Origin of the sequence: Streptococcus sp. 27098_8_148 (assembly GCF_041432105.1) — a bacterium.
Taxonomy (GTDB): Bacteria; Bacillota; Bacilli; order Lactobacillales; family Streptococcaceae; genus Streptococcus; species Streptococcus parasanguinis_AE.
This window is the reverse complement of the sequence record NZ_JAPVYY010000001.1, coordinates 117,029-131,657: the sequence shown is the minus strand read 5'-3', so window position 1 is coordinate 131,657 and position 14,629 is coordinate 117,029. Positions and strand designations below refer to the sequence as shown.

The window sequence follows — 14,629 nt, the reverse complement described above, 5'->3', positions numbered from 1 at the left end:
CCAAGCGGAAAATATTCGGAACAACGATTCCATCAAAGAAATCTTGTAGATTTTATGGTAAAATATGGTTAATAAAATAGGAAATAGGTACTTAAATGTCTTCAAAAGTTATTGTAACCATTTTCGGGGCCAGTGGAGATTTAGCTAAGCGCAAACTCTACCCATCCCTTTTTAGACTCTATAAATCAGGAAATCTATCTGAACACTTTGCGGTTATCGGAACAGCTCGCAGACCATGGAGCAAGGAGTACTTTGAATCAGTCGTGGTAGAATCTATCACAGATCTGGCAGATAGCCCACAACAAGCTCAAGAATTCGCTAGTCATTTCTACTACCAAAGCCACGATGTCAATGATACCGAACATTACATCGCCCTGCGCGAATTGCAAAACAGCTTGGATGAAAAATACCAAACAGAACACAACAAGGTCTTCTTCCTGTCCATGGCTCCTCAATTTTTTGGAACTATTGCCAAACACCTCAAATCAGAAGGCATTGTGGATGGGCAAGGCTTTGAGCGCTTGATCGTTGAAAAACCTTTCGGTACAGACCTAGAAACGGCTAGTCAGCTCAACAAGGAATTGGAAGAAACCTTTGATGAAGAGCAAATCTTTCGGATCGACCATTACCTTGGAAAAGAAATGATCCAAAATATTTTTGCCATTCGTTTTGGAAATCTTATTTTTGATAATCTCTGGAACCGAGATTTTATTGACAATATCCAAATTACCTTTGCTGAACGCTTGGGGGTTGAAGAACGCGGTGGCTACTACGATCACTCGGGGGCCCTTCGAGATATGGTGCAAAACCATACCCTTCAGCTTTTGTCATTGCTTGCCATGGATAAACCAGCTACCTTTACCAAGGATGCGATTCGGTCAGAAAAAGTTAAAGTTTTTGAGCAATTGCACAATCCAACAGATGAGGAACTGAAGAAATTCTTTATCCGTGGTCAATACCATTCAGGTACGATCGAAGGGAAAAAAGATATCTCTTATCGCAGTGAGCCAAATGTCGACCCTGAATCTACTACAGAAACCTATGCTTCTGGTGCATTCTTTGTTGATAGCGATCGATTCCGTGGAGTTCCTTTCTTCTTCCGTACCGGAAAACGTTTGACCCAAAAAGGAACCATGGTCAATGTGGTCTTCAAGCAAACCGACTCCATCTTTGGACATAGCTTGCAACCAAATGTCTTGACCATTTATATCCAACCAAATGAAGGTTTCTCATTGAGCATCAACGGAAAAGAGGTCGGGGAAAAATTCAGCATCGCACCTATTTCCTTTGACTACGAAACAGATGCGACGGCAACTGGAGCTTCACCAGAGCCTTATGAAAAATTAATTTTCGACGTTTTGAACAACGACTCAACCAATTACAGCCACTGGCAAGAAGTTCGTGCTTCATGGCAATTGATTGACCGGATCGAAAAACTATGGGCCGAAAATGGAGCACCGCTCTATGAATACAAGTCTGGATCCATGGGACCAACTGCATCCGATGATCTCCTTGCAGAATACGGAGCAGAATGGGTTTGGAAACCTGAACCTAAGAATTAAGGAAAGCCACCTTCGGGTGGTTTTTTTGATAGCGCAAGGAAACAAAAAGACAAATTGTCCTTCCAACAATTTGTCTTTTTCTATTTGACTCTTAAATCAAGCCTTCCAAGAGGCCTCTCATGAAGTTTTCTGAATGGAATGGTCCGATATCATCAATCTTTTCTCCGAATCCAATCAACTTCACTGGAATGTCCAACTCTTCACGGATCGCAAGGACGACCCCACCTCGAGCTGTTCCATCGATCTTGGTCAATACAATCCCTGTCACAGGCGTAATTTTTGAAAATTCTTTAGCTTGTACCAAGGCATTTTGACCGGTTGATGCATCGAGGGCCAGCAAGGTTTCATGTGGTGCCTCTGGTACCACACGCTTGATAATTCGCCCGATTTTTTCAAGCTCGGCCATGAGGTTGTCCTTGTTTTGCAGACGACCCGCCGTATCAATCATTAGAACATCAATGTTTTCAGCGATCGCGCGTTCCATTCCATCAAAGACGACGCTAGCAGGATCTGATTTTTCAGGACCTGTTACAACTGGAACATCTACGCGGCGTCCCCATTCTGCCAGTTGAGCTACTGCTCCTGCACGGAAAGTATCTGCTGCAACCAACATGACTTTCTTGCCCTCTTGTTTATATCGGTGGGCTAACTTCCCGATAGAGGTGGTTTTCCCAACTCCATTGACCCCAACAAAGAGCATGACTGTGAGACCATCTTGAAAACGAATGGCTTCATTAAATTGGCCATCCTTTTCATACAAGTCCACCAATTTTTCAATGATCACGCGCTTGAGAGCATCTGGTTTTTTGGCATTTTCCAAACGGGCTTCATAGCGCAACTCTTCGGTTAAATTAGAGGCCACTTGAACCCCAACGTCACTCATAATCAAGAGTTCTTCCAATTCTTCAAAGAATTCTTCATCGACTGAACGGAAATTGGCAAAGAAGGCATTGAGACGTGCTCCAAATCCAGTCCGCGTCTTTTTCAAGCTACGATCGTATTTTTCCTGAATGGTTTCTTGCTGAGGCTCAATCTCGTCTGGAATTGGCTCTTCTACCTCTTCAACAGTTCTTTCCTCAACGGTTGATGCAGGTTCTCCTTGAGGAAGTCTGGACTCGGCTTCTGCCACTTCTGAAGTTTCCTCCACTTGAGCAATCGCTTCTGATACTTCAGGTTCTGAAACTTCATCCTGAGCTTCTACTAGTTCTGGAGACTCCTCTTCTGTCGTGCTCCCTTCTACTAGCTCAGCGTCAGATGATGGAAAGGCAATTGGTGGCTCTTCTTTCATTTCTGAAGTATTAGCCCCATCTGCTTCCTCACCATTTTCAGTAACTTCCGCTTCAATTTTCACTTCTTCAAGAGGCTCAGTCTCCGTGTCATCAGCTAGTGGTGAAACTTCTTCAGGACTTGCTTCTGTTTGAGCAGGTTCAAAGGCAACTGGAGACTCCTCTACCGGTTCTTGAACTTCAGGAGTCTCTGAAGTTCCTATTTCTTCAACAAGAGGTTCCTCTGCCGGCTCTTCTTGAGCAACGGTTGAAACAGGTTGATGAGTGGCTGCAATTCGCGCTTTGAGCTCTTGGTAGTAAGCCTCCATATCAGCGATTTTTTGCTCTTCCTTGTCATTTTGGGTAGCCGTCGGCTCCTCTTTGACAGTTTCTTCAACCTCCATACTTTCCGTCACTTCTTCCGAAGACGGAAGCACTTTTTCAGTTTCTTCTTTTTTTCCAAATAAACGATCAAATAATCCCATTTATTCACTCTCCTTTAGCACATAATTTTCAATCGCCCATGCGACAGCATCTTGGTCATTGGTCACAGGGGCCACAAGCGCTGCAACTTCCTTCACTGCTGGAATCGCATTGCCCATGGCAACCCCCAGTCCAGCCCACTGGATCATAGACAGGTCATTGGCTTCATCTCCACAGGCCATGACTTGATCTGCCTTAAGGCCCAAAATAGCCGCCAGAGCTGCTAAGCCCGTCGCCTTGTGAACATTTTTAGGGCACCATTCCAGCAACATTTCCCGAGATTTAAAAATTTCATAGTCTTGAAATAAGTCCGGCTTGATCTGCTTGATCGCTGCATCTAAAAAGTCTTGATCGACGGCTGTCACACACTTGTTGTAGGAAATCGTGGATGGCAGGTCTTTAAAATCTGTCTCAATAAAGTTCAGGTAGGGATTGTAAAGGGAATAGAGAGACTTTCGATCTGCATGAATCTCATAAACCGTTCCCTCACTGATAGCATCCAGCGGAAGGCCTAGACGGGCTGTTTCATCATGAATGGTTGCGACATCTTCTGGTGCCAAGACAACTTTTGAGAGGATTTCTCCATTATTTCGCTGCACTAGACCACCGTTGAAGGTAATCGTATACTCTTCTTTGAGGCCTGCTGTTCCCAATTCTTCCAAAAGAAAATCCATGGCTTTCAAGGGACGACCAGTGGTTAGAACCACCTTGACACCTTGGGCCTGCGCAGCAGCGAGGGCTGCTCTATTACGAGGGGAGATCTTTTTTTCAGAATTGAGAAGGGTCCCATCTAAATCCAGCGCAATCAAGGAAATCTGACTCATACAATTTCCTCCATGTAGCGTAGGACAGAACCAGTCGCATGGTGGCCGATGACTTTTTCAGCAATCGTCAAGATTTCAGGACGTGCATTTTCTGGCGCTACAGGATGGCCCACGACTTGCATCATATGGAGGTCATTTAAGTTATCCCCGAAAGCCATCACCTGATCCATCGAGATCCCTAGTTTATCCGCTAAGGCAGTAATGGCCACTCCCTTATCGACATAATCGAGGACAATGTCAATCGATTCAAAACCTGTCGTCATCGCTTTGACACCGGGGATATTCTCAGTGACCCATTGCTCACCTTCAAGAACAAGAGCTGCATCAAAGTTGGTGGTCAATTTGAAAATTTCATCCTGAATATCCGCTAGACTTTTCACTTTTTGAATGTTTTCATTATAGTGCTGACTCAAGGCCAGATAGTCGGGATCTACTGTTTCTAAGACATAGCTTCCTTTTTTTCCCGTCAAAAGCAGTTTATTGGGGTCTGCATAAGGTGAGGATTTCAAAGCCTCAAAAACACCCAAATAAAAGTCTTTAGACATGGTCGCTTCGTAGAGATCTTCTCCATGAAATTCTACCACACTACCATTTTCAGCAATGAAAATCATCTGGTCCTCAAATCCTTTAAAGAGGGATTTGAGAGAAAGGAGGGCACGGCCACTCGCAGCAGCAAAATAGATGCCTTTTTCTTTGCAGCTTGCTAATACCTTGCGTAAAAGGTCTTGATCATACTGATGTTGGTCATTTAGAAAGGTTCCATCCATATCCGTAGCGATCAATTTAATATCATTATTCTTCATTTTCTAAGTCTTTCAATTTTACTGAGACGATTTTAGAAACCCCAGATTCTTGCATGGTCACACCATAGATGGAATCGGCAGCTGACATGGTTCCCTTCCGGTGCGTCACGACAATAAATTGGCTTTCCTTATCAAAGCGGTTCAAATAATCCCCAAAGCGCTTAACATTGGCCTCATCTAGGGCAGCCTCTACCTCATCCAAAATGACAAATGGAATAGTCTTGACACGAATAATCGAGAACAAGAGGGCCAAAGCAGACAAGGCCTTTTCTCCACCACTCATGAGGTTTAAGGATTGGATCTTTTTACCAGGTGGCTGTACAGAAATTTCAACACCAGCTGTCAGAAGATCTGGCTCTGTCAGAATCAAATCAGCAGAACCCCCACCAAACATTTGACGGAAAGTGACTTTAAAGGATTCACGAATGGCTTCAAAGGTTGATTTAAAGCGTTCCTTGACTTCGTCATTCATATCGTTGATGGTAGACAGAAGCATGTTTTTCGCAGCCAAGACATCCTCACGCTGGCTGGAAAGGAAATCAAAGCGCCCCTTCACCTCATCGTACTGCTCGATCGCATCCACATTGACTGGACCAAGTGCCTTAATATCTTTTTCGATGCTCTTGAGCTGGTTTTCAGCTGCTGCAAGATTTTCAACAGGTTTGGCCTGCTCTTCGGCTTGGTCAAAGCTATGCATGAATTCATCGGTAATTTGCGTTAATAGCTTGTTCAAGCGATCCGCATGCTTTTCACGTGTCGCTTCAGCTTTAGCTTGTTGACGAATCCACTCTTCGTTTTTCTTGCGAGCTTGTTCCATCTGTTCTGCCACATCTTCGGCCTGGCCTTCCAAATCATCCAGCTCAAAGCGTTTCCGAATAACTCCTTGTTCCAAGTCCGTTTTCTTAGCTTGGGCCTGTGCCAATTGATTGGCTAGCTGCTCCACATCCACTGTCTGAACTTGAGCCTCGCCTTGTTCAATCAGCAATTGCAACTGATGCTCTTCTACTTCCAACTGGGAGATCGTTTCTTCCAAGCGACGAGCATCTGTTTGCTCATAGCTTTGTTGGCTCAACCATTCCGTCTGTTGAAGTCGCAATTCTGCCAATTGCTCTTGCAAGTTTTGTACTTTTTGTTGCAGGACATCTTTGTCCGACTTCATGGTTTCAATGTCGCGATTCAGATTTTCTTTTTGAAGCTCAATTTTTGCTAATTGCTCAGTAAGGGATTCCAGCTCTTCTTGGAGAGACTGGGTCGCATCTGTTGCCAATTCTGACTGCAAAGCTTCTAAGAGTTCCTGAATTTCTTTCAGTTGCTCTTGGCTTTGTTGGTAGGCCAATTGGGCCCGCTGTTGCTCTAGACGCGCTTGCTCACCTTGGCTTTGAATAGAGGCCAGGTATTCTTGCGCCTGCTTGAGCAGATTGTCCTTGGTCTCGACCTCCTGCTCTGCTTCTCTCAAACGAGCATCCAGAGCTTGCATTTCCTGCTTCAAACTATCCAATTCTGGTTTGACAAAGACCGTATTTTGGGAACGATTGGCACCACCGGCATACGATCCTCCGGTCCGCAATTCGGTCCCATCCAAGGTCACCATCCGAACTTGATAGTTGACTTTACGAGCTGCCTCACGCGCATGCTCCGTTGTATCAAAGATGGCCGTTACTCCAAGCAAGTTTTGGAAAATCTGTTCAAAACGATGCTCATAGGTCACTAAGTCACTCGCAATTCCTAGAAATCCTGCACTGGCTTGAATCAATTCTAGATTCCGAGGAGATAGTTGACGAGCTTTGATCGTCGTGAGCGGAAGGAAAGTTGCCCGTCCCAAGCGATTGCGTTTCAAGAAATCGATCGCTCGCGTTGCGGCCTTTTCATCCTCGACAATGATCTGTTGGCTGCTAGCTCCCAGAGCAATTTCAAGCGCCGTCTGATAGTCTTTTGAGAAGCTCAAATTCTCACTAACAGCCCCACAGATGCCTCCTAACCGTTCTGCTTCTTGCAAAACGCTCTTGACGCCTGCATAGAAGTTACTATGGTTCTTCTGAATGGCTTCCAAGCTATTGATCCGCGCCCGTTTGTTTTTGCTCTCATCCATCAGGTCAAACATGGCCGTTTGAGCCTCTTGGTAGGCAGCTTTGGCCTGCTCCACTTTTACCAATTGCTCTTGGTATTCTGCTAATAGGCCTTTGACCGTCGCTTGTGCCTGATCCAACTCTTCCAATTGTCGGACTTCTTTTTCCTTGGCAGCTTCAAAGTTTGTTTGTGCCTTGGTCAAATCCTCTTCACGATGGCTAGATTCTTGCAGGAGTGCCTGGATTCGGCTCTCAATCGCTGTCCGCTCATTCGATTTTTCAGCCTCTGTCTGCAAGAGTGCGACATACTGCTCGCGTAGATGCTCAATGACTTGTTCCGGATCTTCTTCGTAGTTGGCTAATTCTTTTTCCAACTCTTCTTGTTGCTGACGGTTCTCTGTCAGTCTTTGTTGGAGCACAGCTAGCGTCTCTTGTTTTTGCGCCAGCTCTTGTTTCGCTTCTTCCAGACGTGCCAAAACAGCATCCAGCCGCTCAAGATTTTCCCTGCGACTATGGGCTGCTTGACTCGATTGCAACTTAGCTACTTCGATTTGCTTTTCCAAATCACTGATCAAACGAGTGACCTCAAGTAAGCTGGCCTGGTCCTCAGCTAAGCTTTCATCCAACTGATGGCGGGCTTTCTTGATACGTACATTATCTTCTTCTAAGACCTGACGACGTTGGTAATAAGAAGCCAACTGTTCTTGAATGGCTTTTTCTTCTTGATCAGCCTTTTCATAAAGGTCCTTTGTCAAATCGACTTGAGCAACTAAAACATCCAGCAAGAGAACCTGCCGTTCTTGGTCTAATTCCAAGAAACGGCGAGCGACAGTCGCTTGCTTTTCAAGAGGTTGGATTTGTCCTTCTAATTCATAGAGGATATCCTCCAGACGGTCCAAATTCTCCTGGGTTTGGTTGAGTTTGGTCTCGGTTTCCTTGCGCCGCGTCTTAAATTTCAAGACACCTGCAGCTTCTTCAAAGATTGCCCGGCGTTCTTCCGGTTTGGAGTTAAAGATCTCCTCTACCCGACCTTGGGAGATAATGGAGAAAGAATCCCGTCCCAATCCCGTATCCATGAACAAATCATGAACATCTCTGAGACGTACTTTCTTGCCATCGATCTTGTACTCGCTGTCTCCTGAACGATAAATATGCCGTTCGACACGAATTTCTTTCCCTGCCTGTTGGATAAAACCATCTTGGTTATCTAAGACAACTGTGACACAGGCATAATTCAGCGGTTTTCGCGATTCTGTCCCTGCAAAAATGACATCGGGCATCTTGCCCCCACGTAGACTCTTGACACTGGATTCCCCCAGGGCCCAGCGCAAGCTCTCCGTGATATTTGATTTTCCAGATCCATTAGGCCCTACAACGGCAGTGACCCCTTTGTCAAATACGACTTTTGTCTTATCCGCAAAGGATTTAAAGCCTTGGATTTCAATCTCTTTTAGATACATGGCCCATCATTCCTCGTTTCAACTGCATTGCGGGCTGCTTCCTGCTCCGCTAACTTCTTGGAACGACCATGACCATGTCCCATCGTTTGACCGTTCACGAACACTTCTACTTCAAACTCTTTGGCATGAGCTGGACCGGACTCGCTAACCACTTGGTATTGGATCTCCACATCTCCGTGAACCTGCAACAGTTCTTGCAGACGGGTCTTGTAGTCAATGACTTGGGAAAATTGACCCGTTTCAACCTTAGGAATCATGACCTGATAAATGAAGCGTTTGACCGCTTCCACTCCTTGATCCAGTAAAAGAGCACCTAAAAAGGCTTCAAATAAATCGCCAAGAATCGTATCGCGGTCCCGACCACCAGATTTTTCTTCGCCCTTGCCCAGTTTGATGAAATGGTCAAATTGGCAATCCCGAGAAAAACCAGCCAGACTTTCTTCACGGACAATCATCGAACGGAATTTGGACAAATCTCCCTCCGGTCTGTTGGGGTGTTCCTTATACAAATATTCGGAAATAACTAATTGAAGAACAGCGTCTCCTAAAAATTCCAAACGTTCGTTATGTGAAATTTTTAAGAGGCGGTGCTCATTGGCATAAGAGGTGTGCGTAAAAGCTGTATCTAATAAACTGGTATCTGAAAAAACGATCTGAAACCGTTCCGATAACAGGGCTTGTAATTTCTCCATGGGAAGCCTACTTTCTAATAAATTCATACTCTTAAGTATACCAAAATTTTAATACGATTACCATTAGATATCCATTAGATACGGTTAGTTGATTCACTATGTTTTAGGTGTGTTTGGATATCGATCAAATAAGTTGAATACCACGTTTTGTAAATTTACTCCATGAATTTTAACTTTCTTCAACTGGCGCATTTCTATATATTACCAACATAATGCCCATTTCTTATAGTGAATTTTATTTCTTTACCTCGTTATTATTTCATTCCCCTTCGTTATTTGATATAATTAAAACAAAAAAGTTTGGGATTGAAATAATAATAAGGAGTGTTACTATGAAAATAGGAGTTAGAAAACCCAGTCTTTCAAAGAGTTTAAAAGCTCAGACAACATCGAAATTAAAGAGACAGGTTAAACGAGCAATTATTCCAACATACGGCCAAAAAGGGACAGGCCTTATTAAAGATCCTAAACGTGCAATATACAATAAGGTATATAACAAAACTACTGTGGATGCTTTTAGCAGTGTTAAGAAAGGAAATATAAATTACCAACGAACAAATCGTGATCTTTATACTTATAGAGGGGCAAAGGTATATCCAGCTTCTTCTTGGTATTTTCCTGTAGGATTATCTGCATTTTGTAGCCTTTTATACTTTACCATCAACCCTGTTATCGCTTGTATTTTTTTGATTATTACACTCATTCTCTTTGTTAAGAAAATAAAAAATAATCCTTTCAAGACGCAAAAGGATATACAAGAAATGTTAGAAAAGATAACTGAGTTAGAACAATGATATAATAGATACATATCACAATAAGAGATATTTAATAAAAGATGGATCAACTCTTAAATATACTTTAATCATTTTTAAGAGTTGATCCTTTTATAGAAAACTAAAAATCCTAAAGTAGATCGCTTATTAAAAATTTCCCGAAGCGTAGTCAAAAACGTATTCAGTACACGAAAGCTCTTGATACACAAGGGTTTTTATTTTTATACAAAAAAGAAGTACGAACGCACTTCTTTTCCTAGTTCTAGGGCCTGAATTCTCCAATTTTAATCAGGATTTTCTTCCGTTTGATTTTCAGGCTTATTAGGGATCACTTTTAAGAGATAATAGGTGATAAAAATCGTCAAAGCACCTAGAGCAAGCTTCACCCAAATAATCGGTGCCAGATAGATCGAAATCCCCATCAGAATGTAGATCTGAAGAAGGATCCATTTCTTCCGTTCTTTGGCAATCGATTTGGTCTCTCGGTAATCCGCTACATAGGTTTGATAAAGCTTGGTTTGGTAGAGCCAAGTTTCAAAGCGTTTGGAACTTTTAGCAAAGCAGGCCATCGATAGCAGTAAAAAGGGAGTCGTCGGTAAAATCGGCAAAGGAATCCCAATAATTCCTAATCCCAAAGACACAAAACCAACCGTAAGATAAACAAGGCGCATTTACTTCTCCTTTATATGATTCATTTTTTGATATCAGTCTGCAAGTATCATATCGGATAGTTGAAGCTTCATCTTAGATGGGTCTGACATTCCATCTACAATTCCCAATTGTTCCTCATTCAGTGGCAACAATATCAAAGTTGCTGAATGAGATGGTAATTCGCCGCTATCCTTGATGAAATAACTTACCTTTTGATTATCAAAAATAGTCTTTCCATCATAAGACCAAGAAATTGAAAAATTCAAATCTTTCTTGATATCCACATCTGTCTTATTGACCAACATGAGCGTTGCTCTTCCTTCAGATACAGCCCCAGTAAAGTAGACTACCATATGACCTTCACTACCAACTTCAGGATGTTCCTTAACCAATTTTTTTCCTAGCTCGATGAGATCAGACGTCTTTCCTTCATATTGAGGGGCCACCACAAATTTCAAACCTTTTTCTTCTTTATCTTTAGAAGACTCTGATACTTTTGTTTCCTTCGTCGTTTGATTGGAAGTCGACTCTTTCGTAGCTTGCTTAGACTGACTACAAGCAGTTAAAGCAACCAAACCAGCCAGTAATAACACCATTTTTTTCATTTATTATCTCTCCTCTACTTTCGTGATTCTCACTCAGAATTCGTTCTTTCCTATCATACACGAATTTTGGGTAAAGAGCAAATTCATTACTAGATATAGATTTCCTCAAATAGGCAGATAAAAAACCACCCGAAAGTGGTTTTCTATCTTATATCTTCGTCAAAGGGGTCGCGGTATCTGGCGAGGTATCTAACACCTCAAAATCATGGCCAACAGCTAGATCTGCTCGAGCCAGTTGATTCTCCATGGTCATATGGGCCAATTCTTTGATATTGTTCTCTTTTGACAAATGACCCAGATAAATCTTCTTGGTGCGATTTCCCAAGGTCCGGATCATGGCATCCGCCCCGTCTTCGTTAGAAAGGTGGCCTAGATCTGACAAGATCCGCTGCTTCAAGCGCCAAGCGTAAGAACCTGCTCGAAGGATCTCTACATCATGGTTGGACTCAATCAGATAGCCATCTGCATCCGCGACGATGCCTGCCAAGCGATCGCTCACATAGCCTGTATCCGTCAGCATGACGAAGCTTTTGCCATCCTTCATAAAGCGATAGAATTGAGGGGCAGCAGCATCGTGACTGACCCCAAAACTTTCGATATCGATATCGCCAAATGTCTTGGTCTTCCCCATTTCAAAAATGTGCTTTTGGGCATCATCGACCTTGCCTAGATACTTGGTGCCTTCCATAGCCTTCCAAGTTGCTTCATTAGCATATAGATCCATGCCATATTTTCGCGCTAAAACACCCACACCATGGATATGGTCTGAGTGTTCGTGCGTAATCAAAATGGCATCTAAGTCTTCTGGTTTACGATCAATTTCAGCCAATAGTCCCGTAATCTTTTTCCCTGATAGCCCTGCATCAATAAGCAGTTTTTTCTTTGGCGTCTCAAGGTAGAAAGAATTCCCACTAGAACCTGAAGCTAAAATACTATACTTAAATCCCTCTTCTGTCATTGACTCCTTATTCTTCCTCTTCTGTATCCCAGTCGTCTTTAATAGCGTCTTTGTCGTACGGCAAGACAATGGTAAAGGTAGATCCCTTGCCATATTCACTCTTGGCCCAAATAAAGCCTTTGTGTTGCTTAACGATCTCCTTAGCAATGGCTAAGCCCAGACCAGTCCCTCCTTGGGCCCGGCTACGTGCCTTATCCACTCGGTAAAAGCGATCAAAAATGCGAGGCAAGTCTTTCTTGGGAATTCCCAAGCCCTCATCTGAGATGGAGATAATCAACTGGGCATCTGTCGTTTTCATCCCTACCTTGATCTTTCCACCATCAGGTGAGTACTTGATGGCATTATTCAAGATATTGTCGATCACCTGGGTCATTTTATCCGTATCAATTTCAACCCAGATCGGGGTGATCGGGTATTCCCGGATCAGTTCATACTTCTTAGTATCTTCTTGCGATTGACTCTTGATCTTATCAAACCGGTTCAAAATAAAGGTGATAAAGGCCGTAAAGTTGGTCAACTCGATGTCCAACTGACTGGTTTCATTATCGATTCGTGACAAGCTCAATAGATCTGTGACCATGCGCATCATGCGGTTGGTTTCATTGAGTGAAACCTTGACAAAATCTGGTGCTACCGGCTCTGACAAAGCGCCATCGTCTAGGGCTTCCAGATAGGATTTCACACTGGTCAACGGTGTCCGTAATTCATGACTCACATTGGAAACAAAGAGGCGACGTTCCCGTTCTTCCTTGTCCTGCTCTGTCGTATCGTGCAAGACAGCTACCAGACCAGAGATAAAACCTGACTCGCGACGAATCAAGGCAAAGCGCACACGAAGACTTATGTATTCCCCATTTTCATCCTGGGAATCGATGGTCAACTCTGGTACTTCTGTAATCAAGCTGCGCAGATCATAGTCATCTCCAAGCGAAAGCAAATCCAGAATACTGGTATTGAGCACCTCATCCGGATTAACATTCAATTGCTTGGCGGCCATTTCATTGACCATGATGATCTGACCACGTCTATTGGTCGCAAGCACCCCATCTGTCATATAAGAAAGGATACTGGTCAAACGCTTGGTTTCTTGTTCCAAGTTTTCATGCGTCAGGCGAATAACCTCCGACAGATCATTGATACTATTGGTCATATCCGTCAGTTCTGGACTTCCTTGCATGTCGACCACTTCGGAATAGTCCCCTGCAATCAGATCCTTAATTTTGGCGTTTAATTGTCTGAGCTTGATATTGTCCCTACGGTTTTCTAGCAAAAGCAAGGCTACCACAATGATAAACCCAACCGTAATCAGAACAAAGACAAAGTTCGACGACATTACAAATTGTTTTAGTTGATCAATCATTGTTTCTCATATAATATCCGACACCACGGCGGGTCAAGATATATTCTGGACGTCCCGGTGTGTCCTCGATTTTTTCACGCAAACGACGAACTGTCACGTCCACTGTCCGAACATCACCAAAGTAATCATAGCCCCACACCGTCTCAAGAAGGTGTTCACGGGTCATCACTTGACCGACATGGGTCGCAAGGTGATAGAGCAATTCAAACTCACGATGGGTCAAGTCCAATTCTTTGTTGCCTTTTTGAACCAAGAAGGCATCTGGAAGAATGTGAAGATCACCAATGACAATTTCCGTATCGGCCTCATTTTCAAGCTGAGGATCAGCCGCAAACTCAGAACGACGCAACAGGGCTTTCACACGCGCTTGCAATTCCCGATTTGAGAAGGGTTTGGTTACATAGTCATCCGCACCGATTTCAAGCCCGATGACCTTATCAAATTCCGTATCCTTAGCGGATAGGACAATGATCGGCACATTGCTGGTCTTACGAATCGTCCGCGCCACTTCCAAACCATCAATCTCTGGTAGCATCAAATCTAGAATAATAATATCCGGATTTTCAGCCGCAAAGACCTCTAAAGCTTCCCGACCATCAAAGGCCGTCAAGACTTCATAGCCTTCTTTTGCCATGTTAAATTTGATAATATCTGAAATTGGTTTTTCATCATCAACTACTAATATTTTTTTCATCTTACATACCTGTTTCTAATGCTACTTTTCCTTATCAATCTCTATCTTCTTATTATATCAAACTTATGAAGAAATGTGGAGTCTCAATTGCTGGACTTTCCAATAAGACAAAGCAAAAAGATTGAGATCATGACATCTCAATCTTTTCTTTTTGCATTATTTTGAAACACGGGATTTGTTGGAGATATCAGCTAGGATTGCTGCTACAAACTCATACTGTTTAAACATTAAAACGGTATCTACTTTCAGAGGAGATATCGTTTTTCTTCTTCAGATAAGGAGACAAAAATTTCTTCCTTTCTCTATCTTTTAAATGAATTGATTTCTTCAGAGAAAGAATGTAAAATTTTTGATATAATATGCAGGATGGACTGATGGATATTTAAAAGATAATGTTCAAAAGAATCACAGGTAAGAATTAAAAACATGTCAG

General features: G+C 43.0%; 12 protein-coding genes. 2 read left to right on the top strand and 10 right to left on the bottom strand.

Features of this window, described 5'->3' with window-relative positions:
- Positions 1-95: 95 nt before the first annotated feature.
- Entirely contained in the window at positions 96-1,562 is a 1,467-nt protein-coding gene (zwf, locus tag O3646_RS00640) for a glucose-6-phosphate dehydrogenase (protein ID WP_070661819.1), read from the top strand.
- A gap of 91 nt (positions 1,563-1,653) precedes the next feature.
- Here zwf and ftsY read toward each other — a convergent pair whose 3' ends face one another.
- Genes ftsY through rnc form a run of 5 tightly spaced genes read right to left on the bottom strand, consistent with a single transcriptional unit; the run spans position 1,654 to position 9,155 of the window.
- Positions 1,654-3,312 (bottom strand): signal recognition particle-docking protein FtsY, encoded by a 1,659-nt coding sequence (gene ftsY, locus O3646_RS00635; protein WP_368397866.1) that lies wholly within the window; start codon positions 3,310-3,312, stop codon positions 1,654-1,656.
- Positions 3,313-4,134 carry a Cof-type HAD-IIB family hydrolase gene (locus O3646_RS00630; RefSeq protein ID WP_247923857.1) on the bottom strand — a complete coding sequence of 274 codons (822 nt, stop codon included), beginning with the start codon at positions 4,132-4,134 and terminating at the stop codon, positions 3,313-3,315.
- The gene (locus O3646_RS00625) at positions 4,131-4,937 is read right to left on the bottom strand and encodes a Cof-type HAD-IIB family hydrolase (protein ID WP_247923859.1); all 807 of its coding nucleotides are present in this window, start codon (positions 4,935-4,937) and stop codon (positions 4,131-4,133) included. The genes O3646_RS00630 and O3646_RS00625 overlap by 4 nt, the downstream gene beginning before the upstream one ends.
- Positions 4,927-8,463, bottom strand: coding sequence for a chromosome segregation protein SMC (gene smc / locus O3646_RS00620; RefSeq protein WP_371610367.1), 3,537 nt, complete (start codon positions 8,461-8,463; stop codon positions 4,927-4,929). Before smc ends, O3646_RS00625 begins: the two co-directional genes overlap by 11 nt.
- The gene (gene rnc, locus O3646_RS00615) at positions 8,454-9,155 is read right to left on the bottom strand and encodes a ribonuclease III (protein WP_049483702.1); all 702 of its coding nucleotides are present in this window, start codon (positions 9,153-9,155) and stop codon (positions 8,454-8,456) included. The genes smc and rnc overlap by 10 nt, the downstream gene beginning before the upstream one ends.
- A 332-nt stretch (positions 9,156-9,487) precedes the next feature.
- Here rnc and O3646_RS00610 point away from each other — a divergent pair, with 332 nt between their 5' ends.
- Entirely contained in the window at positions 9,488-9,949 is a 462-nt protein-coding gene (locus O3646_RS00610; protein WP_368397864.1) for a hypothetical protein, read from the top strand.
- A 263-nt stretch (positions 9,950-10,212) separates the two neighbouring features.
- Here the strand turns inward: O3646_RS00610 and O3646_RS00605 are convergent, their stop codons facing one another.
- From O3646_RS00605 to yycF, 5 genes are all read right to left on the bottom strand, one after another.
- Positions 10,213-10,599, bottom strand: coding sequence for a YbaN family protein (locus O3646_RS00605; RefSeq protein ID WP_371610366.1), 387 nt, complete (start codon positions 10,597-10,599; stop codon positions 10,213-10,215).
- Between the two features lie 33 nt (positions 10,600-10,632).
- Positions 10,633-11,184 (bottom strand): hypothetical protein, encoded by a 552-nt coding sequence (locus tag O3646_RS00600; protein ID WP_371610365.1) that lies wholly within the window; start codon positions 11,182-11,184, stop codon positions 10,633-10,635.
- A 148-nt stretch (positions 11,185-11,332) separates the two neighbouring features.
- Positions 11,333-12,142: an MBL fold metallo-hydrolase gene (locus O3646_RS00595; RefSeq protein ID WP_023918725.1), complete on the bottom strand. Its 810-nt coding sequence runs from the start codon at positions 12,140-12,142 to the stop codon at positions 11,333-11,335.
- Positions 12,143-12,149: 7 nt separating this feature from the next.
- Positions 12,150-13,502, bottom strand: a complete 1,353-nt coding sequence (vicK, locus tag O3646_RS00590; protein ID WP_003008150.1) for a cell wall metabolism sensor histidine kinase VicK — start codon at positions 13,500-13,502, stop codon at positions 12,150-12,152.
- A complete protein-coding gene (gene yycF / locus O3646_RS00585; protein WP_003008151.1) occupies positions 13,495-14,196 on the bottom strand; it encodes a response regulator YycF in 702 nt (233 codons plus the stop codon). Before yycF ends, vicK begins: the two co-directional genes overlap by 8 nt.
- Between the last annotated feature and the right edge of the window lie 433 nt (positions 14,197-14,629).